The organism is Pseudomonas sp. NPDC089408 (assembly GCF_044749445.1).
In the GTDB taxonomy this organism is placed as follows: Bacteria; Pseudomonadota; Gammaproteobacteria; order Pseudomonadales; family Pseudomonadaceae; genus Aquipseudomonas.
In genome coordinates, this window is record NZ_JBIVHY010000002.1 from 501,849 (window position 1) to 527,517 (window position 25,669).

A 25,669-nucleotide genomic window follows, 5' to 3' on the forward strand; every position below is an offset into this window, starting at 1 on the left:
GCAAGGGAGGGGGGGGGCGGGGAGGTTTGAGTGTTGGGGGGGAGTGTTGTGGTGTGGCGGGGTGTACGGTTTGAGGGTTGTGGTGGGGCGGATATCGAGCGCCGCCCGCGCGGCGCTTCGCGGGACAAGCCCGCTCCCACATCTGTTTCGGGCCAGTTCTGCCTGTCAGGTCACCTCTGTCCGCCTTGTTTGTATGACTCGATATCGAGCCATGCGCCAAGGGGGCGCGCGAACCTGCCACAGGAGTAACTGGCCCGAAACAGATGTGGGAGCGGGCTTGTCCCGCGAAGCGCCGCGCGGGCGGCGCTCGATCTCACAGGCGCTGCATCTCTCCCGGCGAACTCACTGGGCAGTCACCGTTTCAGCCGTGCCATCCTGCGACAGGCTATACACATACGCCGCCAGCAAGTGCACCTTGTCATTACCCTGAATCTCAGCCTGCGCCGGCATCTGCCCTTGGCGACCGTAACGAATGGTCTGCTGCAACTGGGCAAAGCTCGAGCCGTAGATGAACGCCTGTGGGTGGGTCAGGTCGGGCGCGCCCATGGCCGGGGTGCCTTTGCCTTCCGGCCCGTGGCAGGCCACGCAGTTGCCGGCAAAGAGCTCCTTGCCCTTGGCCGGATCGGCCTTGGCGCCTTCCGGCAGTTCGCGGCCTTCCATGCTGGTCAGCACGAACGCGGCCACATCGGCCACGCCCTGCTCGCCGATCACCTCGGCCCACGCCGGCATCACGCCGTGGCGGCCGTTCATGATCGATGCCTTGATGGTTTCCGCTTCACCGCCCCAGCGCCAGTCCTTGTCGGTAAGGTTGGGGAAGCCGAACGAGCCCTTGGCGTCCGAGCCGTGGCACACCGAGCAGTTGGAGGCAAACAGGCGACCGCCCATTTTCAGCGCCTGCGGGTCCTTGGCCACTTCCTCCACCGGCATGGCGGCGTATTTGGCGAAGATCGGCCCGAACTTGGCATCGGCCTTGTCCATTTCCTTCTGCCATTCATTGACCCCGGTCCAGCCATTTTCATAGCCCGGCAGGATGCCTTTCCAGTTGCCCAGGCCCGGGTAGAGGATCAGGTAGCCGACCGAGAACACCAGGGTGCCGACGAACAGCCAGAACCACCACTTGGGCAGCGGGTTGTCGTACTCCTCGATGCCGTCGAAGCTGTGGCCCATGGTCTGGTCGGTGGTGTTGTGGCTCTGGCCCTTGCGGGTGGCGAGCAACAGCCAGGTCAAGCCAATCAGGCTACCGATGGTCAGTACGCAGATGTACGTACTCCAGAAGGTGGTCATTGCCCGTTACTCCTTTTTGCAGCAGGTTCCTGCCCGGCGGTGGGCAGGCGGTCGTCGTCGAAGGGCAGCAGGCGCGCTTCGGCGAAATCACGGTCGCGGCGGCGGTTGAACACCCACAGGGAGAGGCCGATGAAGGCGATCACCACCACCAGGGTGCCCAGGCCGCGGATCATGCCGATGTCGATTTCCATCGCACTCACCTCTTGTTCTTGATCGCGGTGCCGAGCACCTGCAGGTAGGCGACCAGCGCGTCCATCTCGGTCTTGCCCTTGACCGCGTCGCGGGCACCGGCAATGTCTTCGTCGGTGTACGGCACGCCGAGGGTGCGCAGGGTGCGCATCTTCACGTCGGTATGGCTGTTGTCCACCTGTTCGGCGACCAGCCACGGGTACGATGGCATCTTCGACTCCGGTACCACGTTGCGCGGGTTGTACAGGTGTGCGCGGTGCCAGTCGTCCGAGTAGCGCCCGCCCACCCTGGCCAGGTCCGGGCCGGTACGCTTGGAACCCCACAGGAACGGGTGGTCCCACACGCTTTCACCGGCGACCGAGTAGTGGCCGTAGCGCTCGGTTTCGGCGCGGAACGGGCGGATCATCTGCGAGTGGCAGCCCACGCAACCTTCGCGGATGTAGATATCGCGACCTTCCAGCTGCAGCGCGGTGTAGGGCTTCATGCCTTCGACCGGCTTGTTGGTGACGTCCTGGAAGAACAGCGGGACGATCTGGGTCAGGCCGCCGATGCTGACGGCAAACACCATCAGCAAGGCCAGCAGGCCGACGTTTTTCTCGATGACTTCATGTTTCATCAGGCAGGTCTCCTCAAGCCAGCTGGGCGTTCGCAGGGGCGACATCAAGCGCCGGCGAACGCACGGTGCGCCAGGTGTTCCAGGCCATCAGGAACATGCCGCTGAGGAAGATCGCACCACCGACGAAGCGCACGATGAAGCCTGGGTGGCTGGCCACCAGGGTTTCCACGAACGAGTAGGTGAGCGTGCCGTCGCTGTTGACCGCACGCCACATCAGGCCTTGGGCAATGCCGTTGACCCACATCGAGGCGATGTACAGCACGGTGCCGATGGTGGCCAGCCAGAAGTGCGCGTTGATCAGGCCGATGCTGTACATGCGCGCCTTGCCGAACACTTTGGGGATGGTGTGGTACAGCGCGCCGATCGAGATCATGGCGACCCAGCCGAGGGCCCCAGCGTGTACGTGGCCAATGGTCCAGTCGGTGTAGTGGGACAGGGCGTTGACGGTCTTGATGGCCATCATCGGGCCTTCGAAGGTGGACATGCCGTAGAACGCCAGCGACACCACCAAAAAGCGCAGGATCGGGTCGCTGCGCAGTTTGTGCCAGGCCCCCGACAGGGTCATCATGCCGTTGATCATGCCGCCCCAGCTTGGCGCCAGCAGGATCAGCGACATCACCATGCCCAGCGACTGCGCCCAGTCAGGCAGTGCGGTGTAGTGCAGGTGGTGCGGGCCGGCCCAGATGTACAGGGTAATCAGCGCCCAGAAGTGCACGATCGACAGGCGATAGGAATACACCGGGCGTTCAGCCTGCTTGGGCACGTAGTAGTACATCATCCCCAGGAAGCCTGCGGTCAGGAAGAAGCCCACCGCGTTGTGGCCGTACCACCACTGCACCATGGCGTCAGTGGCGCCGGCGTACACCGAGTACGACTTGGTCAGGCTGACCGGCAGTTCCAGGTTGTTGACGATGTGCAGCATTGCCACGGTCAGGATGAAAGCACCGAAGAACCAGTTACCCACGTAGATGTGCTTGGTGTTGCGTTTCATCAGCGTGCCGAAGAACACGATGGCGTAGCTCACCCAGACAATGGTGATCAGGATATCGATCGGCCATTCCAGTTCGGCGTATTCCTTGGAGCTGGTGTAGCCCAGCGGCAGGCTGATGGCCGCCAGTACGATCACCAGTTGCCAGCCCCAGAAGCTGAACGCGGCCAGCTTGGGCGCGAACAGGGTGGTCTGGCAGGTGCGTTGCACCGAATAATAGGAGGTGGCAAACAGTGCGCAGCCGCCGAACGCGAAGATCACCGCATTGGTATGCAGGGGGCGCAGGCGGCCGAAGCTGGTCCAGGGGAGGTCGAAGTTGAGGGAAGGCCAGGCGAGCTGGGCGGCAATGAAGACGCCGAGCCCCATCCCGACGATTCCCCACACCACCGTCATGATGGCGAATTGGCGGACCACCTTGTAGTTATAGGCGGTACTGCTGGTTGTGTTCATGTATGGGTTCCCATCCACGGTTATTTGGCAGGCTTTACAGCGAGGCAAGCATGATTAATGGGCAAAGTGCCGGTATTGACGGGGATCAATGGGCGAAGGTCGGAAATGTCCCAGGCTTGCGCTGCGATCTTCCGCAGGTTGAAGGTAAGGACGGCTACAAGGGCTGCCTGATCCTGGCCCATGGCGCAGGGGCGCCGATGGACAGCGGGTTCATGGACGAAATGGCGCAAAGGCTTGCGGCACTTGGGGTCGCGGTGGTGCGCTTCGAGTTCCCGTACATGGCCGAGCGCAGGGTTGGCGGCGGCAGGCGGCCGCCGAACCCGCAGAAGGTATTGCTGGAGTGCTGGCGCGAGGTGTACCGGCAGGTGCGACCTTTGGTCGCGGGCAAGTTGGCGGTGGGCGGCAAGTCCATGGGCGGGCGCATGGCCAGCCTGCTGGCCGACGAACTGGGCGCGGACGCGCTGGTGTGCCTGGGTTATCCGTTCTATGCGGCGGGCAAGCCGGAGAAGCCGCGGGTCGAGCACCTGGCTGAATTGAAGACGTCGACGTTGATCGTGCAGGGTGAGCGCGATGCGCTGGGTAACCGCGAGGCGGTGGCGGGTTATACGTTGTCGCCGGCGATCGAGGTGAGCTGGCTAGTGGCGGGGGACCATGACCTGAAGCCGCTGAAGGCTTCAGGGTTCAGCCATGCGCAGCATTTGCAGGCGGCGGCTGAAAGGGTTGCCGCATTCCTGAAGGATTAGTGCTGGTTTCTTCGCGGCGGTTCGACGCCTCGATGAACCCGCTCCTACATTAACCGCGCCCTGTCAGGGGGATACAAGCCAATGTAGGAGCGGGTTCACCCGCGAAGAGGCCGGAACAGGCTGACGCTTAGTCGCGGTACTCGCACAGGTAAGCGGTATCCACCTTCACCTGCAGCTGGAACTTGCTGTCCGCCGGCACATTGAACTTGTCGCCGGCATTGAAGGTTTCCCAGTTGTCGCTACCTGGCAGCTTTACGATCAACGCACCCGACACCACGTGCATGATTTCACGCTTGGCAGTGCCGAACTCGTATTCGCCCGGTGCCATCACGCCGACAGTGGCCGGGCCTTCTTCGCCCGCGAACGCGATCGACTTGACGGTGCCGTTGAAGTACTCGTTGACCTGGAACATGGGCGACTCCTGAAAAAGGGGATGAAAAAGGGCTGGCCAGTATGCCCAAGCCCACAAGCCCCGTCATCTGCTTTCAGGCACTGTCGGCGGGCAGGCTCAAGGGCAACAGCCGCGCCGTATTGCGCGCATCTTCCAGGGCTCGGTGCTGCTGCCCGCAAAAGTGCATGCCGGCCAGCTGCAAGGCGCCGTTCAGGCCGGCAGGGCGCTGCAGGTGGCGGGCCTTGGCGAAGCGTTGCTTGAGGTTGATGTGCGGCAGGGTTCGCAGCAGGCTGTCGAGCCCGTGCTGTTGCCACTCCTGGTGCAATTGCTGGCGGTCGTAGTCGCCCCAGCTGACCCAGGCTTGCAGGTGCTCGCGGTGGTACCCGAGCCAGCGCTCGAAGCTTGCCCACACCTCGCGAAACGGCGCGGCGCTGTCAACGTCGGCCTGGCTGATGTGGGTCAGCTCGCGGCAGAACGGGGTCAGTTGCGGTCGCCGCCGTGGCCGCACGAAACGCTGGAAATGGTCGACCTCACGGCCCTCGCGGGTGGCCAGGCTGGCACCGATTTCAATGACTTCCATCTCTGTGACCGGCCACCCACCCTCATCGGTCGTGGCTTCCAGGTCGATCACCAACCAATGGCCCATACCAGGCTCCCTTGCAGATCCTGCTAGAGCGTAGCCAAAGTCGGGGCATCCGGCACCCCATGGCATTTTGCCGCCTGCTTTGGCGCAAAGAGCAGGCGCCAGCAGTTGTGCCGCCCCCGGAAAACGCCTAGCTTAAGCGGACCCAGGCATGAACCGTGATGAGTGTCCGTCTTGACTCCAGCGCCCGGCCTCAAGGCCCTGTCCACCCTGATGCTGCTGGCCGTGTACTGGCTGGCGGTGCCGGCATGGGCTGCCGACGCGATCGAAGTCAGGGTTGGCGCTGCGCATTTTCCGCCGTATACCGTGCGCCCCGAGCAGGGCGCCGACACCGGTCTGCTGCCGCAACTGATCGACGCACTCAACCGCATGCAGCAGGCTTACCACTTCGTGCTGGTGCCCACGTCCATCCAGCGGCGCTTTGGTGATTTCCAGCAGGGCCGTACCGACATGGCCATTTTCGAAAACCCGCAATGGGGCTGGCAGCAGATTGCCCACCAGAGCGTGGACATGGGCCTGGAAGACGCCGAAGTGTTTGTCGCCCGTCAGGCCAACGGGCGTGACCCGCATTACTTCGACGACCTGAAGGACAAGCGCCTGGCGCTGTTCAATGGCTACCATTATGCGTTCGCGGGCTTCAATTCCGACCCGGGCTACCTGCGCAAGGCCTACAGCGCGACGCTGACCTATTCGCACGACAGCAACCTGCTGATGGTGCAGGCAGGTCGTGCCGACATCGCCCTGGTCACGCGGTCCTACCTCAGCGATTTCTTGGCGCGTAATCCGGCCAGCCGCCCGCAGTTGGTGCCTTCGCAGCGTATCGATCAGGTTTACCACCACTATGCGTTGTTGCGCCCCGATGCCCCCATCGGCGAGCAGTCATTTGCCGACCTGCTGCGCGGCCTGCGTGACAGTGGTGAGCTGGCGCGCATATTCGAGCCTTACCGCATCACCGTCAGTGTGCCCAAGGACTAAATTCGTACCTGACGGCATCGTTCTCGACAGTGAGCCTATTCTTCATTTTCGCGAGACAAGCCAATGCCCTTCGATGCCGCTTCGCAGCCACAGTCACCGCCACGCTGGCGCAGTCTCAGTGCCGAGGAGGGCGACAGCTGGCTGAGCCTGACCCTTGAGGGCCGCCCGCTGATCCAGGTGCGCCTGGAGGCGGGTGCCACCTTGCAGGTTCACCTTGAAAGCCTCTGCCCCGAGCGCCCCTACCAGGCCTTGTGGGCTGCCTGCTATTGGCTGCTGTCGCGCGACACGGCCTGCCAGCGCCTGGCCTGGCATTTGCCCGAGGCGCTGCCGCAAGCGTTGGCCAGCGGCCTTTTGCTGGTGGCTGAACAGCCTGGCCAATACCTGTGCGAGCGGGCGCTGTTCTGGCAATTGCCGCTGCCGTGGTTGGGCGGTGCAGTGGCTGCGGCGTACCCACAGCAGATGCAGATCAGCAACGGCAAGCGCCACCCGCGCCGCGCGCCCAAGCCCCGGGGCGAGGTGTACCGGCGTTTCGATGCGCGCCTGGGGAGCTGGGTGTCGCTGCGCACCCTGGAAATCGAGCATGACCTGGAGCGCTTCAACCGCTGGCAGAACAACCCACGGGTAGAAGCGTTCTGGCAGGAGGGCGGCACGCTGGCGCAGCACCGCGAGTACCTGGCCAAGCTTGAAGCCGACCCGCATACCCTGACCTTGATCGGTTGCTTTGATGACCAGCCGTTTGCCTACTTCGAGGCGTACTGGGCCAAGGAAGACCGCATTGCGCCGTTCTACCCGGCCGATGACTACGACCGCGGCATCCACATGCTGGTAGGCGAGCAGAGCCATCGCGGGCCGCACAAGGTGGCCAGCTGGCTATCGGCGCTGGTGCATTACCTGTTCCTGGATGACCCACGCACCCAGCGGGTGGTGGCTGAGCCGCGTGCCGACAACGGCAAGATGATCGGCTACATGCACGACCAGTGTTTCCATTGCGACAAGGAATTCGATTTCCCGCACAAACGGGCGGCGCTGATGATTCTGGGGCGGGAGCGGTTTTTCGATAGATGCAAGCTCGCCTGATGGCGAGAGCTGCAAGCTGCAAGCTACAAGCTACAAGCTACAAGAAAAAGCAAGGGCAGAACGCGATTGGTTTTTGCTTGCAGCTTGCAGCTTGCAGCTATCTTCAGACCTGCCGGTTGGCGGTCTTGCGGCAATGCACCAGCGCATCGCGGATCATGAAGTTGACCAAGGTCGGCGACACGCCCAGCTCCTTGGCAATGTCCTTCTGCGGCACGCCATGCAGGCGGTACATCTCGAAGGCATAGCGGGTACGCTGCGGCAGCTCGTTCAGCGCCTGTGCAATGTCGTCCAGCGCCGCCAGGTTGATGTGAGTGGCTTCGGGCGAGGCGTTCTGGATGACCACATTCAGGCCTTCCTCCTCGCTGCCGGAGTACTTCAGCTCCATCGCCTGTTTGCGGTAATGGTCGATCGCCAGGTTGCGCACGATCTGGAACAGGTAGCTCAACTGCGCCTTGAACGACGAGGTGATCTGCGGCGCGGCGCTGAGCCGGAAGAAGGCGTCCTGCACCACATCTTCGGCGCGAGAACGGCAGCCGGTAATGCGGGCAGCGATCTTGACCAGGATGCTGCGGTTGTCGACGAAGGCCTGCAGTAATGGTGAATCGCACTTACTTGTGGATAGTTGTTCCGCCATGGAAATCACCTTGTCACAGAGGGGAAAGGAGGCACCCAGGGCTGGGAAGCTTCCTACGACGTGCGACAAGCTATTCAGAATGATAATGATTGTCAAATGCGAAATGTAATTAGTATCTGTATCTTTCGGTTCTAAGGGTTCTGGGTGGTGGGGGTGGGGCTGGAGGGTATTTGCCTTGAGGGGATTTCAGGGCGATAGGGTGCCTGTCTTGAGAGATTGTCAGGGCAACAAGGTGCCTGCCATGAGGGGTGTGCCGCCTGTGAGATCGAGCGCCGCCCGCGCGGCGCTTCGCGGGGCAAGCCCGCTCCCACATCTGTTTCGGGCCAGTCCCTCCTGTGGGGGCCACCTCTGTCCGCCTTGTGTGTTCCCTTGGATATCGACTGCGGCGCTGCTTTTCTTCGATTTCCTGTCATGCACCAAGGGTGCGCGCACCTCTGGCACAGGAATAACTGGCCCGAAACAGATGTGGGAGCGGGCTTGCCCCGCGAAGCGCCGCGCGGGCGGCGCTCGATCTCACAGGCGGCACACCTCTCATGGCAGGCACCGTGTTGCCCTGATACTCCCTCATGGCAGGCACCTTCAACCTGGCGCTCTCTGCAAGGCAGGCACTCTATCGCCCTGACACTCTCTCAAGACAGGCACTTTCCAACCCCGCTAATTTCTCCCCCCGCCCATCCGTTCCCCTGTGTACATCCCGGCCGCCAACCGCTGCCCGCCCACGTTCGCGGCGCAGCCGGCACGCCCCAACAGACACTGGCAGGAACACCCCATGACGGACGCCTTCGAACTCCCGCTCTCGCTGGTCCAGGCCCTGGCGCAACGCGCCGCGCAGACCCCGGACAAGATCGCCCTGCGCTTTCTCGCCGACGCCCCCGGCGAGCAGGCCGTGCTCAGCTACCGGGACCTCGACCAGCGTGCGCGCACCATCGCCGCGGCCTTGCAGGCGCGCGCCAGCTTTGGTGACCGTGCCGTGTTGCTGTTCCCCAGCGGGCCAGACTACGTAGCGGCGTTCTTTGGCTGCCTGTATGCGGGCGTGATCGCGGTGCCGGCCTACCCGCCAGAGTCCGCACGCCAGCACCACCAGGAGCGTTTGCTGTCGATCATCGCCGACGCCGAGCCGCGCCTGCTGCTGACCGTGGCGGCGTTGCACGACAACCTGCAGGGCCTGGCAGCCCTGGCAGCGGACAACGCGCCCGAGCTGTTGGCCGTGGACGGCTTGGACCCGATGCTGGCCGCGAATTGGCGTGAACCGGCACTCAAGGGCGAAGACATCGCCTTCCTGCAGTACACCTCCGGCTCCACCGCACTGCCCAAAGGCGTGCAGGTCAGCCATGGCAACCTGGTGGCCAACGAGCAACTGATTCGCTGTGGCTTCGGCATCGACCTCAACCCCGACGACGTGATCGTCAGCTGGTTGCCGTTGTACCACGACATGGGCCTGATCGGTGGCCTGCTGCAGCCGATCTTCAGCGGCGTGCCCTGCGTGCTGATGTCGCCGGGTTACTTCCTGGCCCGGCCGCTGCGCTGGTTGCAGGCCATCAGCGAGTACGGCGGTACCATCAGCGGCGGCCCTGACTTCGCCTACCGTTTGTGCAGCGAGCGGGTCAGCGAAGCTTCGCTGGCCGGGCTCGACCTGAGTCGCTGGCGCGTGGCCTACTCCGGCTCCGAGCCGATCCGCCAGGACAGCCTGGCCACCTTCGCCGACAAGTTCCAGGCCTGCGGTTTCGACCCGCAAAGTTTCTTCGCCAGCTACGGCCTGGCCGAAGCCACCCTGTTCGTCAGCGGCAGCCGCCGTGGCCAGGGCATCCCGGCGCTGGAGCTGGATGCCGAAGCCTTCGCCGCCAACCGCGCCGAGCCCGGCAAAGGCAGCGTGCTGATGAGCTGTGGCTACCCGCAACCGGAGCATGCGGTACGCATTGTCGAGCCGCAACAGCTGCACGCGCTGGGCGACAACCAGGTCGGCGAAATTTGGGCCGGTGGCCCGAGCATCGCCCTGGGCTACTGGCGTAACCCTGAAGCCAGTGCCCGTACCTTCGTCGAGATGGACGGCCAGACCTGGCTGCGCACCGGCGACCTGGGCTTCATGCGTGACGGCGAGGTGTTCGTCACCGGGCGCCTGAAAGACATGCTGATCGTACGCGGGCAGAACCTCTACCCGCAGGACCTGGAAAAAACCCTCGAACGCGAAGTGGAGGTGCTGCGCAAAGGCCGGGTGGCGGTGTTTGCCGTGGAGCACCAGGGCGAGGAGGGCATCGGCGTGGCGGTGGAGATCAGCCGCAACGTGCAGAAAGCCATCAAGCCCCAGGCGCTGATCAAGACCCTGCGCCAGGTGATCGCCGACGCCTGCCGCCAGGCGCCGGCGGTGGTCCTGCTGCTGAACCCGGGCGCGCTGCCGAAGACCTCCAGCGGCAAGCTGCAACGCTCGGCCTGCCGCCTGCGCATGGACGATGGCAGCCTGGATTGCTATGCCCGTTTCCCTGACGCAAGCGAGGCCGTTGCCGCTGAGGCAGCAAGTGATGAATTGCCGGCGCGCATCGCCGCCGTGTGGCGCGACATCCTCAAGGTCAGCGCAGTGGCGGCAGACGACCACTTCCTGCTGATGGGTGGCAACTCCATCGCGGCCACCCAGGCCACTGCGCGGCTGGCCGATGAGCTGGGCATCAACCTTAGCCTGCGCACCTTGTTCGAAGCACCGGTGCTGGCCGACTACAGCAATGCCGTGGCCGCGATACTCGCCGAAGGCGGTGCACAGGCGGCAGCTATCGCCAGCCTTGAACGCGGCCAGGCGCTGCCCCAGTCGCTGGCGCAAAACCGCCTGTGGTTGCTGTGGCAACTGCAACCGCAATCGGCGGCCTACAACATTCCGGCCGGCCTGCACCTGCGTGGCGAGCTGGATGAAACTGCCCTGGAAGCTGCGTTCCAGGCATTGGTGGCGCGCCACGAATCACTGCGTACCGTGTTCAGTGAAGAGGGCGGCCAGGCGCTGCAGCACGTGCTGGCGCAGCAGCCTTTCAACCTGGCCCGCCTGAACTTCGAAGGCCAGGCGCCCGAACAGGTCACCGCCCAACGTGAAGCCGAGGCCCGCCAGCCGTTCGACCTGACTCAAGGCCCTTTGCTGCGGGTGACCCTGGTTCGACTGGACGAGGAAGACCATCAGCTGTGGGTGACCTTGCACCATATCGTTGCCGATGGCTGGTCGCTGAACATCCTGCTCGACGAGTTCGCCAAACTGTACGCGGCCCACTGCCAAGGCCTGCAGGCGAACCTGGCACCGCTGCCCCTGGGTTACGCCGACTATGGCCAGTGGCAGCGCCAGTGGCTGGCCGACGGCGAAGCCGAGCGCCAACTGGACTACTGGAAGGCTCAGCTGGGCGATGAACTGCCGGTACTCGACCTGTGTACCGACCACCCACGTGCCAGCCAGCGCGAGCACAGCGCTGCGCGTTTCAACCTGAAGGTGCCCGCCAAGCTCGGCGACGCGCTCAAGGGCCTGGCCCGCGAGCAGCAGGCCAGCCTGTTCATGGTCCTGCTGGCCGGTTGGCAGGCATTGCTGCAACGCTACAGCGGCCAGGCCGACATCCGCGTCGGCGTGCCCAACGCCAACCGCCCGCGCCTGGAAACCCAAGGCATGGTCGGTTTCTTCATCAACACCCAGGTACTGCGTGCGCAGCTCGATGGCCGCTTGCCGTTCACCCAGTTGCTGGCCCAGGTGCGCCAGGCCACCCTGCAGGCCCAGGCCAACCAGGACCTGCCGTTTGAACAACTGGTCGAAGCCCTGCCCGAAGCCCGCGAACAGGGCCTGTTCCAGGTCATGTTCAACCACCAGCAGCGCGACCTGTCGACGCTGCGCCGCCTGCCGGGCCTGCTGGCCGTGGAACTGCCGTGGCACAGCCGCGAAGCCAAGTTCGACTTGCAGCTGCACAGCGAAGAAGACCACCAGGGCCGCCTGAGCCTGGCCTTTGATTATGCCAGCGAACTGTTCGACGCCAGCACCATCAAGCGCCTGGCCGGGCATTTGCTGGCGCTGCTGGAGCAGGTGTGCGCTGCGCCGCAACGGGCGCTGGGCGAAGTGCAATTGCTCGACGAGGCGGGCCGCGCCCAGCTGCTGGGTTGGGGCCAGGCAGCGACCGCTGCGCCACAGCAGCTGCTGGTCGAGCAACTCAATGAGCAGGCACGCCTGACCCCGCAGCGCACCGCGCTGGCGTGGGAGGGCGGCAGCCTGGATTACGCCGAGCTGCACCAGCAAGCCAACCGCCTGGCCCACTACCTGCGCGACAAAGGCGTCGGCCCCGACACCTGTGTAGCGATTGCCATCGAGCGCTCGCCGCAGTTGCTGGTCGGCCTGCTGGCCATTCTCAAGGCCGGTGGTGCCTATGTGCCGCTGGACGTCGATTACCCCGCCGAACGCCTGGCCTACATGCTTGCCGACTGCAATGCCGGCCTGCTGCTGAGCCACAGCAGCCTGCTGGGCAAGCTGCCCCAGGTCGACGGCGTCAGCGCCATTGCCCTCGACCAGTTGCACCTGGACAGCTGGCCCAGCCATGCCCCTGGCCTGCACCTGCACGGTGACAGCCTGGCCTATGTGATCTACACCTCCGGCTCCACCGGCCAACCCAAAGGCGTGGGCAATACCCACGCGGCGCTGGCCGAGCGCCTGCAGTGGATGCAGGCCACCTATGCGCTGAACGACAGTGACGTATTGATGCAGAAGGCGCCGATCAGCTTCGACGTGTCGGTGTGGGAGTGCTTCTGGCCATTGGTCACCGGCTGCAAACTGGTGCTGGCCGGCCCTGGCGAACACCGCGACCCGCAGCGTATCGCCGAACTGGTCCAGGCCCATGCTGTGACCACGCTGCACTTCGTGCCGCCGCTGTTGCAGGTGTTCGTCCAGGAGCCGCAGGCGGCTGCCTGTAGCAGCCTGCGCCGGGTGTTCTCGGGTGGCGAAGCGTTGTCTGCTGCGCTGCGCGACCGCGTACTGCAACTGCTGCCGCAGGTGCTACTGCACAACCGCTACGGCCCGACCGAAACCGCCATCAACGTCACCCACTGGCACTGCCAGGCCACGGACGGTGAACGCTCGCCCATCGGCCGCCCGCTGGGCAATGTGTTGTGCCGCGTGCTTGACGACGAGCTTGAACTCACTGCCCCAGGCGTGCCGGGCGAGCTGTACCTTGGTGGTGCAGGCCTGGCCCGTGGCTACCTGGGCCGCCCTGGCCTTACCGCCGAGCGTTTCGTGCCCCAGGCCGACGGCAATGGCCAGCGCCTGTACCGCAGCGGCGACCGTGCCCGTTGGCAGGTACAGCTGGAGGCGCTGGAGTACCTCGGCCGCCTTGACCAGCAGGTGAAGGTGCGGGGCTTCCGCGTCGAACCCGAAGAGGTGCAGGCGTGCCTGCTGGCGCAGGCCGGTGTCGAACAGGCACTGGTGCTGATCCACATGGACGCCGTTGGCGCGCAACTGGTCGGCTACTACAGCGGCAGTGCCCAGCCCGAAGCCTTGTTGGCGGCGCTGGGTGAACAGTTGCCGACGTACATGGTGCCGGCGCAACTCATCCCGCTGGCACACATGCCACTGGGCCCTAGCGGCAAGGTCGACCGCAAGGCGCTGCCGGCGCCGGTGTGGCAGCAGCGTGAACACGTTGAGCCGCAAAGCGAACTGCAACAGCAGGTCGCCGCCATCTGGCGCGAAGTGCTGAACCTGCCGCGCGTCGGCCTGCAGGACGACTTCTTCGCCCTCGGCGGCCACTCGCTGCTGGCCACCCAGATCGTTTCCCGCAGCCGCCAGGCCTGCGACGTCGAGTTGCCGCTCAAGGCGCTGTTCGAAGCCAGCGAGCTGGGCGCCTTCTGTGCCGAGATCGCGCGTATCCGCGCTGCCGGCGAACACAACCTGCAAGGCGAAATCACCCGCGTCGACCGGCGCCAGGCGGTGTCGCTGTCGTACTCGCAGCAGCGCATGTGGTTCCTCTGGCAAATGGAACCGGACAGCCCGGCCTATAACGTCGGCGGCATGGCGCGCCTGCGCGGTACCCTGCATGTGGACGCGTTCGAGCGCGCGTTGCAGGCGCTGATCGTGCGCCATGAAACCCTGCGCACCACCTTCCCCAGCATCGACGGTGTGCCGTACCAATGTGTAGCCGCAGACAGCGGCCTGCACCTGGACTGGCAGGACTTCAGTGCATTGCCTGCCGATGCCCGCCAGCAACGCTTGCAACAGCTGGCCGACGACCAGGCGCACCAGCCGTTCGACCTGGAGCGCGGCCCGCTGCTGCGTGCCTGCCTGGTCAAGGCCGAGGAGCGCGAGCACGTCTTCGTCCTCACCCTGCACCATATTGTCACCGAAGGCTGGGCCATGGACATTTTCGCCCGCGAACTGGGCGAGCTGTACGAAGCCTTCGTCGATGACCGCGAATCGCCGCTGGCGCCGCTGCCGGTGCAGTACTTGGACTACAGCGTGTGGCAACGGCAATGGCTGGAAAGCGGCGAGGGCGCTCGCCAGCTGGCCTACTGGCAAGGCCGCCTGGGTGATGAACACCCGGTATTGGCCTTGCCCGCCGACCGCCCGCGGCCGGCAGTACAGAGCCACCGAGGCGAGCTGTACCGCTTCGAGCTGGACCCGGCGCTGGTCAAGCGCGTGCATGCCTTCAACAGCCAGCGTGGCCTGACCTTGTTCATGACCATGACTGCCACCCTGGCCGCCTTGCTGCACCGCTACAGCGGCCAGCGCGACCTGCGCATCGGCGCGCCGGTGGCCAACCGCATTCGCCCGGAAAGCGAAGGCCTGATCGGCGCCTTCCTCAACACCCAGGTGCTGCGCTGCGAGCTGGACGGGCAAATGACCGCCAGCGCGCTGCTGGAGCAGATGCGCCAGGCCGCGATCGAAGGCCAGTCGCACCAGGACCTGCCGTTCGACCAACTGGTGGAGGCCCTGCAGCCGCCACGCAGCAGCGCCTACAACCCACTGTTCCAGGTGATGTGCAACGTGCAGCGCTGGGCCTTCCAACAAAGCCGCACGCTGGCCGGCATGCACGTGGATTACCTGGTCAACGACGCCAGTGCCACCAAGTTCGACCTGTACCTGGAGGTGACCGACCTTGATGGCCGCCTGGGCTGCTGCCTGACCTACAGCCGCGACCTGTTCGACGAGCCGCGCATCGCACGCATGGCCGAGCACTGGCAGCAATTGCTGGTCGGCCTGCTCGACAACCCGCAACAGCGCCTGTGTGAGCTGCCGATGCTGGGCAGCGCCGAGCAGCAGGTGCTGGTCGGCCAGTTGCAGGGCGAGCACGATTTCGACCTCGACCAGACCCTGCACGGCCTGTTCGCGGCCCAGGCCGCACGCACGCCGCAGGCGGGGGCGCTGACCTTTGCCGGCCAGCACATGACCTACGCCGAACTCGACCAGCAGGCCAACCGCCTGGCCCGTGCCCTGCGCGAGCGCGGTGTCGGCCCGCAGGTGCGGGTAGGCCTGGCGCTGGAGCGTTCGCTGGAAATGGTCGTCGGCCTGCTGGCCATCCTCAAGGCTGGCGGCGCCTATGTACCGCTGGACCCTGAGTACCCGCTCGACCGCTTGCGCTACATGATCGAAGACAGCCGCATCGGCCTGCTGCTGAGCCAGCGCGCGTTGCTGCAAACCCTGGGCGAGCTGCCCGAGGGCGTGGCGCGCTGGAGCCTGGAAGACGACGCTGCCAGCCTGTCGGCCTACAGCGATGCGCCGCTGGATAACCTCAACCTGCCGCAACACCAGGCGTACCTGATCTACACCTCAGGCTCCACCGGCAAGCCAAAGGGCGTGGTGGTCAGCCATGGCGAGTTCGCCATGCACTGCCAGACGGTGATCGCCGAATTCGGCATGCGCAGCGATGACTGCGAACTGCACTTCTATTCGATCAACTTTGACGCAGCCAGCGAGCGCCTGTGGGTACCGCTGCTGTGCGGTGCCCGCGTGGTGCTGCGCGCCCAAGGGCAGTGGGGTGCCGAAGAAATCTGCCAACTGGTGCGCGAGCAGCAGGTGAGCATCCTCGGCTTCACCCCAAGCTACGGCAGCCAGCTGGCGCAGTACCTGGGCGGGCAGGGTGAGCAACTGCCGGTGCGCCTGGTGATCACCGGTGGTGAAGCATTGACCGGCGAGCACCTGCAGCGCATTCGCCAGGCCTTTGCCCCGCAGCAGTTCTTCAACGCTTATGGGCCGACCGAGACCGTGGTCATGCCGCTGGCCTGTCTGGCGCCTGAAGTGCTCCCGGCGGAACTTGGCAGCGTGCCGATCGGCCGCGTCATCGGCAGCCGAACGGCCTACATCCTCGATGAAGACCTGGCCTTGTTGCCGCAGGGTGGCATTGGCGAACTGTATGTAGGGGGTGCCGGCCTGGCGCAGGGCTACCACGATCGCCCGGGCCTCAGCGCGGAGCGTTTCGTCGCCGACCCGTTCAGCCGCGAAGGCGGGCGCTTGTATCGCACCGGCGACCTGGTGCGCTTGGGCACGGATGGCCTGGTCGAGTACGTTGGCCGTGCCGACCAGCAAGTGAAGATTCGAGGTTTTCGCATTGAGCTGGGCGAAATCGAAAGCCGCCTGCAGGCGCATGCCGATGTCGACGAAGCCGTGGTACTTGCCCTTGATCTGCCCGGTGGCAAGCAACTGGTGGGCTACCTGGTGTGCAAGCAGGCCACTGCCGACAATGCGGCGCAAAGCCTGTTGCGCGAGGCGGTGAAAGCCGATGCCCGCCAGCACTTGCCGGACTACATGGTGCCTGCGCATCTGGTGCTGCTCGACAGCCTGCCGCTGATGGGCAACGGCAAGCTCGACCGCCGCGCACTGCCGCTGCCGGACCTTGAGCAGGCACGCCAGCAATACCAGGCACCGGGCAATGAGGTGGAAGCACAGTTGGCGCAGATCTGGCGCGACGTGCTCAACGTTGCCCAAGTCGGTGTGCAGGACAATTTCTTCGAGCTGGGCGGCGACTCGATCCTGTCGATCCAGGTGGTCAGCCGCGCCCGTCAGGCCGGCTTGCAGTTCACCCCGCGTGACCTGTTCCAGCACCAGACCATTCAGACCTTGGCCGCCGTGGTACGGCACAGCGAGGCCGCCAGCAGCATCGACCAGGGCCTGCGCCGGGGCGAGATTGGCCTGACGCCGATCCAGCATTGGTTCTTCGACAGCGAAGTGCCACAGCCGCAACACTGGAACCAGGCGGTCCTGCTGGAGGCGCGCCAGCCGCTGGATGAAGCGCTGCTTGAACACGCCTTGGCGGCGCTGGTGCAACACCACGACAGCCTGCGCCTGCGCTTTGCCGAGGCGGCTGGCCGCCGGCAGGCCGAGTATGCCCCGCCCGGCGTCGAACAACTGCTGTGGACCGCCACGGTCGCCGATTTTGCCGATTGCCAGGCGCTGTACAGCGATGTGCAACGCAGCCTCGACCTGCACCAGGGCCCGCTGTTGCGTGCCTTGCTGGTGGCTGACGGGCAGGGCAGCCAGCGTTTGTTGCTGGCGATTCACCACCTGGTGGTCGATGGCGTGTCGTGGCGAGTACTGCTGGAAGACCTGCAAGCGCTGTACCGTGGCCAGCCGCTGCCGGCCAAGACCCACGCCATGGGTGACTGGGCTGCGCGCCTGGCCAGCTATGCCGGCAGTGATTCGCTGCGCGACGAATTGGGCTGGTGGCAGGGCCAGTTGGGGGGTGTGCGCCGCGAACTGCCGTGCGACCACCCGCAGGGCGGCAACCTGCACCGCCATGCCCGCACCCTGGCCATCGGCCTGGACACAGAGCAGACCCGGCAGTTGCTGCAACAGGCCCCGGCGGCCTACCACACCCAGGTCAACGACCTGCTGCTGACTGCGCTGGCGCGGGCCGTGTGCCGCTGGAGCGGTGACGAAGCCGTGCTGGTGCAGCTTGAAGGCCACGGTCGCGACGGGTTGTTCGAAGACATGGACCTGACCCGCAGCGTTGGCTGGTTCACCAATGCCTATCCACTGAGCCTGCGCCCGTTGCCAGGGGATGACGATGCGGCACGGGGCGGTTCGCTCAAGCACATCAAGGAACACCTGCGCCAGGTGCCGCACAAAGGCCTGAGTTACGGCGTACTGCGCTATCTGGCCGATGATGCCGGGCGCGAGCAGATGGCGGCCTTGCCGCAGGCACGCATCACCTTCAACTACCTGGGCCAGTTCGATCAGCAGTTCGACAGCGCGGCCTTGTTCCAGCCGCTGGATGCCCCGGCCGGCCTGGCCCATGACCGTGATGCACCGCTGCCCAACTGGCTGAGCGTCGATGGCCAGGTGTATGGCGGTGCCCTGCAACTGCGCTGGACCTTCAGCGCCGAACGCTATGACGAGCAGACCATCGCCAACCTGGCCGAAGCCTACCGGCAGGAGCTGCTGGCGCTGGTCGCGCATTGCCTGGCCGAGGGCAACGGCAGCTTCACCCCGTCGGACTTCCCGCTGGCGCACCTGACCCAGGAGCAGATTGACGCACTGCCGGTACCGGCTGCGCAGATCGAGGATGTCTACCCGCTAACCCCGATGCAGGAGGGCATGCTGCTGCACACCCTGCTGGAGCCGGGCACCGGCCTGTACTACATGCAGGACCGCTACCGCATCAACAGCGCGCTCGACCCCGAGCGCTTCGCCCTGGCCTGGCAAGCGGTGGTGGCGCGCCACGAAGCACTGCGCGCCTCGTTCAGCTGGAACAGCGGCGAAGCGATGCTGCAGATCATCCACAAACCGGGCAACCTGGCGGTCGACTACCAGGACTGGCGCGAGCTTGACGCCGATGCTCAGGAGCAGCGCCTGCAAGCCCTGCACAAGCAGGAGCGCGAGGCCGGCTTTGCCTTGCTCAGCGAGGCACCGTTCCACCTGCGCCTGGTGCGCGTGGCAAACGAGCGCTACTGGTTCATGATGAGCAACCACCACATCCTGATCGATGCCTGGTGCCGCTCGCTGCTGATGAACGACTTCTTCGAGGTCTACCAGGCGCTCGGCGAAGGGCGCCAGGCGCAGTTGCCGGTACCGCCGCGCTACCGCGACTACATTGGCTGGCTGCAACGCCAGGGCCTGGACGATGCGCGTGCCTGGTGGCAGGCCAACCTGGCCGGGTTCGAACGCGCCACGGCGCTCCCCAGCGACCGCCCATTGCGGCATGACCACGCCGGCAGCGGCATGGTCGTCGGCGATTGCTACACGCGCCTGGAGGTCAGCGAAGGCGTGCGCCTGCGCGAACTGGCCCAGGCCCACCAGTTGACCGTCAACACCTTTGCCCAGGCGGCCTGGGCGCTGGTGCTGGCGCGCTACAGTGGCGACCGCGACGTGGCCTTTGGCGTGACCGTGGCCGGGCGCCCGGTGAGCATGCCGCAGATGCAGCGTACCGTTGGCCTGTTCATTAACAGCGTCGCCCTGCGCGTGCAGTTGCCGGTGGCCGGTGAGCGCAGCAGCGTGCGCCAGTGGCTGCAAGGCCTGCTGCAAAGCAACATGGAATTGCGCGAGTACGAGTACCTGCCGCTGGTGGCGATTCAGGAATGCAGCGAGCTGCCCAAGGGCCAGCCGCTGTTCGACAGCCTGTTCGTGTTCGAGAACGCACCGGTGGAAACCGCCGTGCTCGACCATGCCCAGCACCTGAACGCCAGCTCGGATTCCGGCCGTACCCACACCAACTTCCCGCTGACCGCGGTGTGCTACCCGGGCGATGACCTGGGCCTGCACCTGTCGTTCGACCAACGCTACTTCGACTACCCGACCGTTGAGCGCCTGCTGGCCGAGTTCAAGCGCCTGCTGCTGGCATTGGTGCAGGGCTTTGATGGCGAAGTGGGCGACCTGCCGTTGCTCGGCGCGGAAGAACAGCGCTTTCTGCTGGAAGATTGCAACCGCACCGCGCGGGCTTACCCACTGGAGCAAAGCTACGTCGCGCAGTTCGAGGCGCAGGTTGCCGCGCATCCGCAGCGCACCGTGGCCCGCTGCCTGGAAGCCGCCTATGACTATGCCGGCCTGAACCTGGCGGCCAACCGACTGGGCCATGCGCTGATTGCGGCGGGTGTATGCGTGGATCAACCAGTGGCGCTGTTGGCCGAGCGCGGCTTGCCGCTGCTGGGCATGATCGTCGGCAGCTTCAAGGCCGGCGCCGGCTACCTGCCGCTGGACCCGGGCCTGCCGGCAGCGCGCCTGCAAAGCATCATCCAGCTCAGCTGCACGCCGGTGCTGGTGTGCAGTGCGGCCTGTGCTGAGCAAGGGCGGCAGTTGCTGGGTGAGCTGGAACTGGCGGCACGGCCGCAGCTGCTGGTTTGGGAAGGCATCCAGGCCAGCGCCGTTGCCAGCCACAATCCCGGCATCCACAGCGGGCCGGATAACCTTGCCTATGTGATCTACACCTCAGGCTCCACTGGCCTGCCGAAAGGGGTGATGGTCGAGCAGCGCGGCATGCTCAACAACCAGCTGAGCAAGGTGCCGTACCTGGCGCTCAGCGAGCAGGACGTGATCGCCCAGACTGCATCGCAGAGCTTCGACATTTCCGTGTGGCAATTCCTTGCTGCGCCGCTGTTCGGGGCCAGCCTCGAGATCGTGCCGAATGCCATCGCCCACGATCCGCAGGGCCTGCTGGCGCATGTGCAGGCCACCGGCATTACCGTGCTGGAAAGCGTGCCGTCGCTGATCCAGGGCATGCTGGCCAACGACCATCAGGCCCTCGATGGCCTGCGCTGGATGCTGCCGACGGGCGAGGCCATGCCGCCGGAGCTGGCGGCGCAGTGGCTGCAGCGCTACCCGCAGATCGGCCTGGTCAATGCCTACGGCCCGGCCGAGTGTTCGGATGACGTGGCGTTCTTCCGCGTCGATGCTGCCTCGACCCAAGGCAGCTACCTGCCGATCGGCACGCCGACCGACAACAACCGCCTGTACCTGTTCGACGAGCAGCAGATGCTGGTGCCGCTGGGTGCGGTGGGTGAGTTGTGCGTCGCTGGCACGGGGGTTGGCCGTGGTTATGTCGGCGACCCGGTGCGCACGGCGCTGGCGTTCATCCCGCACCCATACGGTGCGCCGGGCGAGCGCCTGTACCGCACCGGTGACCTGGCGCGGCAGCGCCCGGACGGCGTGCTGGAGTACGTCGGGCGCATCGACCACCAGGTGAAGATTCGCGGTTACCGCATCGAGCTGGGTGAGATCGAAGCCCGTCTGCACGAGCAGGCGGAAATTCGCGATGCCGCCGTGGGCGTGCAAGAGGGCGTCAACGGCAAGCACCTGGTCGGTTATCTGGTGGCGCACCAGGGCGCCAGTGCCGATGCGGCATTGCTGGAGCAGATCAAGCAGCGGCTGCGTGCCGAATTGCCGGAGTACATGGTGCCGCTGCACTGGGGCTGGTTCGACAGCCTGCCGCACAACGCCAACGGCAAGCTCGACCGCAAGGCCCTGCCGGCCATCGACATTGGCGGCCAGCACAGTCAGGCCTACCAGGCGCCACGCAACGCGCTGGAAGAGGTATTGGCGGGTATCTGGGCCGATGTGCTCAAGGCTGAGCGGGTCGGCGTGCACGACAACTTCTTCGAGCTGGGCGGGCATTCGTTGCTGGCCACGCAGATCGCCTCGCGGGTGCAGAAGCAATTGCAGCTGAATGTGCCGCTGCGGGCGATGTTCGAGTGCAGCACGGTGGAGGAACTGGCCGCGTATGTGCAGGGGTTACAGGGCAGTGCGCTGGATGACGACAAGGTCGACCGGCTGAGTGACCTGATGGCCGAGCTGGAGGGGTTGTAGGGGGTAGGGTTCGGCTTGAGGGTTGCAGGGTGGCGGAAATCGAGCGCCGCCCGCGCGGCGCTTCGCGGCACAAGGCCGCTCCCACATCTGTTTCGGGCCAGTTACTCCTGCCACCTGCGCACTCGCTCCCTGGGTGCATGGCTGGAGATTGAGAACAGCAGCGGCGCAGCCGATATCGAGGGGAACAAACAAGGCGGACAGCGGTGACCTCACAGGATGGACTGGCCCGAAACAGACAGTGGGAGCGGGCTTGCCCCGCGAAGCGCCGCGCGGGCGGCGCTCGATTTCTGCATCACTGCAACACTCACGACATGCGCTAGCGCTTGCCGAGAATCTTACCCAACATCTCCGGCCGCGGAGCCCCCTGCTGGCTCTGCAGCTGGCCTTGCTCATCCTGGTAGAAAATCGCCGGGGTGGCCTGCAAGCCCATCTCTTCCATCAATGCCATGTTCGCCGCCAGCTTCTGCTGCACGGCGTCCGGCACCTTGTCCAGCGGCTTCAGGGTACTGGCCTTGCCGGCCTTTTCATGTTGCTGCAAGGCCTTGGCCGGGTCTTTCGCCGCCAGCAGCGCTGCCGACTTACCCGGGCTGTCCTCGCGGATGATGCCGACCATGATATGGCGCAACTGCACCTTGCCCGACTCCACCCACGGCCGCGCCTGTTCCCAGAACATGTTGCAGTACGGGCAGTTCGGGTCGCTGAACAGGTACACCTTGCGCGGCGCGTCATCCTTGCCGTCGGCGATCCACGCGGTTTTCTCCATCTTCGCCCAGATCTCCTTGCTCATCGGCGCATACACCAGCTTTTCCAGCGGCTCGGCGCTCAGATCCTTGCCCTGTTCATCGAACAGGCTGCCGACCAGCACGTGCTTGCCGTCGGGGGTCAGGTACAGGGCCAGGGCGTTGTTCTGGTACTCGGCGGCATAACCGCGCAGGCCGTCGGGCGCGTCGAAGCTACCCTTGATCACGGCACCCTTGGCTTGCAGTTGCTGAACCGCCTTGGGCAGCTCTTCGGCTTGCAGGGCAGGGGCGGCCAGCAAGGCCAGGGACAGGGGCAGCAGTGCAGTCAATCGCATGTCAGTTTCCTTGTGCGGCAGGGGCGGGCGCGATGGCCCGGTCGAAAGGTTCCAGGGCGTGGCGCAGGCTGGCCCGGGACAGCTCGCCGAGGTGGCTACCGACCAGCCGCCCGTCAGCGTCGTAGAACAGTGTGGTAGGCAGGGCCATGGAGCCGACGCGCTGGGCCAGCAGGCCGGTGCCGTCGAATAGCACGTGGGTCAGGCTCAAGCCGGTGGTGGCGAGGAAGGTGCTGACGTTTTCCGGGGTCTCGCCCTGGTTGACGAACAGGAAGGTCACGTGCGGGTAATCGCTCTGCGCCTGTTGCAGCACCGGCATTTCGCGGCGGCACGGCGGGCACCAGGTGGCCCAGATGTTGATCACCAGCGGCTTGCCGCGGTAGCTGTGCAGCGCCACCGGTTGGCCGCCGACATTGCGCAGGCTCAGTTCGGGCAGCTCGGTGCCCTTGCTGTACAGGTGCCCGGCAAAGCTGGCCAGGCCCCAAAACAGCGCACCACTGAACAACGCCCAGCCCAGCGGGCGGCGCAGGCCGGGCTGGCGCCAGCCTTGCCACAGGGCAGCGAGCACGATGCCCGCCAGGCCCGACCAGAACAGAAAGCCGCCATCGCGGATATCGATGATCTGCAGCGGGTCGCCCTGGTACATCGGCCAGTAGGCCAGCACGAAGCCTGCGCGGGCGCACAGCAGGCCGATCAGGAACAGGTTGAACAGTGCCGATTCCGGGCTTTCGCCGCCACGCCGGGCGACCCACCAGCCGACCACGCTGGCGATCACCAGGGCGGTGAGCATCAACAAGTGGTTGAGGGCCATGGTCAGGGGTCCGAGGGTTACGGTGAGCATCAGCCTTGGCTCCTGGTCTGGGCCCAGTGTTGCTGGAACGCGGCCGCATCCACTTCACCCGTGATGCGCCGCGCGCGGCGTTCTTCGCCTTCCGGGCCGATCCAGATGATGCTCGGCGGCCCGGGTACCTGGTAGCGCTGCAGCAGGGCCTTGCTGGCCGGGCTGTCGGCGGTCACGTCCAGGCGTAGCAGGTGCACGCCGGCCAGGCCGGCTTGCACGTCGCTGCGGGCGAATACCTGTTTTTCCATGACCTTGCACGACACGCACCAGTCCGCATAGTAGTCGAGCATCACCCACTGGCCACGGGCCTTGGCTGCATCCAGCTCACGTTGCAGGTCTTCGGGGCGGCTGACGGTGACGAAACTGTCTTCGGCGTGCTGGCTGGCGACCGGCGTGCCGGCGCCACCGGCAAATGGGCGCAGCGGCTGCCACAGGTCGTCGCCCCCGGCGGCCGCACCGACCAGCAACAAGCCACCCCACAGCGCGCCGAGCAGTGGCACTGCACGCAGCGCCGGCAGCCGTTGCAGGGCCGGCCAGGACGCCCAGGCGAGGGCGATCAACCAGGCGCCGCTTAGCGCGAGCAGCAGCGCGGCGGGCAGCAGGCTGCGCAGGGTGTACAGCGCCATGGCCAGGAACACGAAGCCGAATACAGCCTTGACCCGGTTCATCCAGGCGCCCGGGCGTGGCAGGTAGCGGTTGCCCAGGGTGACCAGCAACAGCAGCGGCACGCCCATGCCAAGGCCGAGCGTGAACAGGACCAGCGCACCTTGCACCACGTCGCCGCTCTGGGCGATGTACAGCAGCGCGCCGGCCAACGGCGCGGTCATGCACGGCCCCATCAGCAGGCCGGACAACGCGCCGAGCAGCGCCGCGCCATACAGGTTGCCGCCACGGGTACCTTGCCCGGCGCGGTCCAGGCGGTCGCGCAGGGCGGCAGGCAGTTGCAGTTCGAAGGCGCCGAACATGGGCAGTGCCAGTAGCACGAACAGCCCCGCCAGGCTGCCCAGCAGCCAGGGTTGCTGCAGCCATGCCTGCAGGCTGGCACCCAGCAGTGCGGCAACCACACCGAGGGCGGCGTACACCAGGGCCATGCTCAGCACATAGACCCCGGCCAGCAGCCAGCCACGGCGGGCGCTGGCGCCGTTGCCCAGCACCAGCCCGGCAAGGATCGGCAGCATCGGCAGCGAGCACGGGGTAAAGGCCAGCAGCAGGCCCAGGCCGAAGAATGCCAACAGGCTCCAGGCCAGGTGGCCCTGTTGCAGGCCGCTGGCCAAGGCCTGGTCGCTGGCTTGCTCGGCCGCCGGCGCTACGCTGCCGCCCAGGTCGATCGCGGTGGTTTGCGGCGGGTAGCACAGGCCGGCATCGGCACAGCCCTGCCAGCCCAGGCGCAACTGGCCCTGGGCGTTGGCCGGCAGCAGCAGTTCGAGCTGCTCGCGGTACACCGCGCTGTCACCGAAGAACGCGTCGTGGTGGTTGAGCGCCGGGGGCAGTTGCGGGTGCTGCTCGGGCGGCAGCCCGTCGAATTTCAGGCGCTTCTGGTACAGGTAGTAGCCCGGCTTGATCTGGAAGTACAGGCGCATCTGGCCATCGGCCTGGCGCTCGTGGGTCAGCACGAAGGCCTGGTTCACCGGCAGGAAGTCGGGTTTTACGTCGAACGGGTTGGCCTGCAACGGGCCGACCAGAAGTAATGTGAGGAAGAGCAGGAGGACGCGCATGTCTTCGCCTTGGCAGATCCAGGAATGGGGCCATGCTGGATGGGGTTGATTAAATGAAGGTTAACGGTGGTTTTTTGGGGGGGCGCGTTAGGGCTTGCAGGTGTTTGTCGGGGGTTTTTTAGCGCCTGGGAGATCGAGCGCCGCCCGCGCGGCGCTTCGCGGGGCAAGCCCGCTCCCACATTTGTTTCGGGCCAGTTAATCCTGTGAGGTCACCTCTGTCCGCCTTGTTGGTTCCATTCGAAATTGAGGGTGTCGCTGCTTTTTTTCGATTTCCTGTCATGCACCGAGGGTGCGCGCACCTCTGGCACAGGAATAACTGGCCCGAAAC

General features: G+C 65.5%; 14 protein-coding genes. 4 read left to right on the forward strand and 10 right to left on the reverse strand.

The window, feature by feature from the left end:
- Positions 1–342 precede the first annotated feature (342 nt).
- From ccoP to ccoN, 4 genes are read right to left on the reverse strand one after another with little or no spacing between them, the layout of a single operon-like run.
- Positions 343–1,284 carry a cytochrome-c oxidase, cbb3-type subunit III gene (ccoP, locus tag ACIP02_RS05610; RefSeq protein ID WP_400614038.1) on the reverse strand — a complete coding sequence of 314 codons (942 nt, stop codon included), beginning with the start codon at positions 1,282–1,284 and terminating at the stop codon, positions 343–345.
- A complete protein-coding gene (locus ACIP02_RS05615; protein ID WP_400614040.1) occupies positions 1,281–1,475 on the reverse strand; it encodes a cbb3-type cytochrome oxidase subunit 3 in 195 nt (64 codons plus the stop codon). The genes ccoP and ACIP02_RS05615 overlap by 4 nt, the downstream gene beginning before the upstream one ends.
- A 5-nt stretch (positions 1,476–1,480) precedes the next feature.
- Positions 1,481–2,089, reverse strand: coding sequence for a cytochrome-c oxidase, cbb3-type subunit II (gene ccoO / locus ACIP02_RS05620; RefSeq protein WP_400614042.1), 609 nt, complete (start codon positions 2,087–2,089; stop codon positions 1,481–1,483).
- A gap of 13 nt (positions 2,090–2,102) precedes the next feature.
- Entirely contained in the window at positions 2,103–3,527 is a 1,425-nt protein-coding gene (gene ccoN, locus ACIP02_RS05625; RefSeq protein WP_400614044.1) for a cytochrome-c oxidase, cbb3-type subunit I, read from the reverse strand.
- A gap of 50 nt (positions 3,528–3,577) precedes the next feature.
- On the opposite strand from ccoN, the gene ACIP02_RS05630 reads away from it, so the two are divergent.
- A complete protein-coding gene (locus ACIP02_RS05630) occupies positions 3,578–4,270 on the forward strand; it encodes an alpha/beta family hydrolase (RefSeq protein ID WP_400614046.1) in 693 nt (230 codons plus the stop codon).
- 127 nt (positions 4,271–4,397) lie between these two features.
- Here ACIP02_RS05630 and ACIP02_RS05635 read toward each other — a convergent pair whose 3' ends face one another.
- Positions 4,398–4,682, reverse strand: coding sequence for a pyrimidine/purine nucleoside phosphorylase (locus tag ACIP02_RS05635; protein ID WP_054894773.1), 285 nt, complete (start codon positions 4,680–4,682; stop codon positions 4,398–4,400).
- Positions 4,683–4,755: 73 nt separating this feature from the next.
- Positions 4,756–5,307: an exonuclease domain-containing protein gene (locus tag ACIP02_RS05640; RefSeq protein WP_400614048.1), complete on the reverse strand. Its 552-nt coding sequence runs from the start codon at positions 5,305–5,307 to the stop codon at positions 4,756–4,758.
- 171 nt (positions 5,308–5,478) lie between these two features.
- Here ACIP02_RS05640 and ACIP02_RS05645 point away from each other — a divergent pair, with 171 nt between their 5' ends.
- Positions 5,479–6,279, forward strand: coding sequence for a substrate-binding periplasmic protein (locus ACIP02_RS05645; protein WP_400614156.1), 801 nt, complete (start codon positions 5,479–5,481; stop codon positions 6,277–6,279).
- Positions 6,280–6,342: 63 nt separating this feature from the next.
- Positions 6,343–7,356: a GNAT family N-acetyltransferase gene (locus ACIP02_RS05650; RefSeq protein ID WP_400614050.1), complete on the forward strand. Its 1,014-nt coding sequence runs from the start codon at positions 6,343–6,345 to the stop codon at positions 7,354–7,356.
- Positions 7,357–7,459: 103 nt separating this feature from the next.
- On the opposite strand, the gene ACIP02_RS05655 is transcribed toward ACIP02_RS05650, so the two are convergent.
- Positions 7,460–7,990: an RNA polymerase factor sigma-70 gene (locus tag ACIP02_RS05655; RefSeq protein ID WP_400614056.1), complete on the reverse strand. Its 531-nt coding sequence runs from the start codon at positions 7,988–7,990 to the stop codon at positions 7,460–7,462.
- 769 nt (positions 7,991–8,759) lie between these two features.
- Between ACIP02_RS05655 and ACIP02_RS05660 the strand changes: the two genes are divergently transcribed.
- A complete protein-coding gene (locus tag ACIP02_RS05660; RefSeq protein WP_400614058.1) occupies positions 8,760–21,713 on the forward strand; it encodes a non-ribosomal peptide synthetase in 12,954 nt (4,317 codons plus the stop codon).
- Positions 21,714–22,029: 316 nt separating this feature from the next.
- Here the strand turns inward: ACIP02_RS05660 and dsbG are convergent, their stop codons facing one another.
- From dsbG to dsbD, 3 genes are read right to left on the reverse strand one after another with little or no spacing between them, the layout of a single operon-like run.
- The gene (gene dsbG, locus ACIP02_RS05665; RefSeq protein ID WP_400614060.1) at positions 22,030–22,788 is read right to left on the reverse strand and encodes a thiol:disulfide interchange protein DsbG; all 759 of its coding nucleotides are present in this window, start codon (positions 22,786–22,788) and stop codon (positions 22,030–22,032) included.
- 1 nt (position 22,789) lies between these two features.
- A complete protein-coding gene (locus ACIP02_RS05670) occupies positions 22,790–23,626 on the reverse strand; it encodes a prolipoprotein diacylglyceryl transferase family protein (RefSeq protein WP_400614063.1) in 837 nt (278 codons plus the stop codon).
- On the reverse strand, positions 23,626–25,341 hold the full coding sequence (dsbD, locus tag ACIP02_RS05675; protein WP_400614066.1) for a protein-disulfide reductase DsbD: 1,716 nt from the start codon (positions 25,339–25,341) through the stop codon (positions 23,626–23,628). The genes ACIP02_RS05670 and dsbD overlap by 1 nt, the downstream gene beginning before the upstream one ends.
- Between the last annotated feature and the right edge of the window lie 328 nt (positions 25,342–25,669).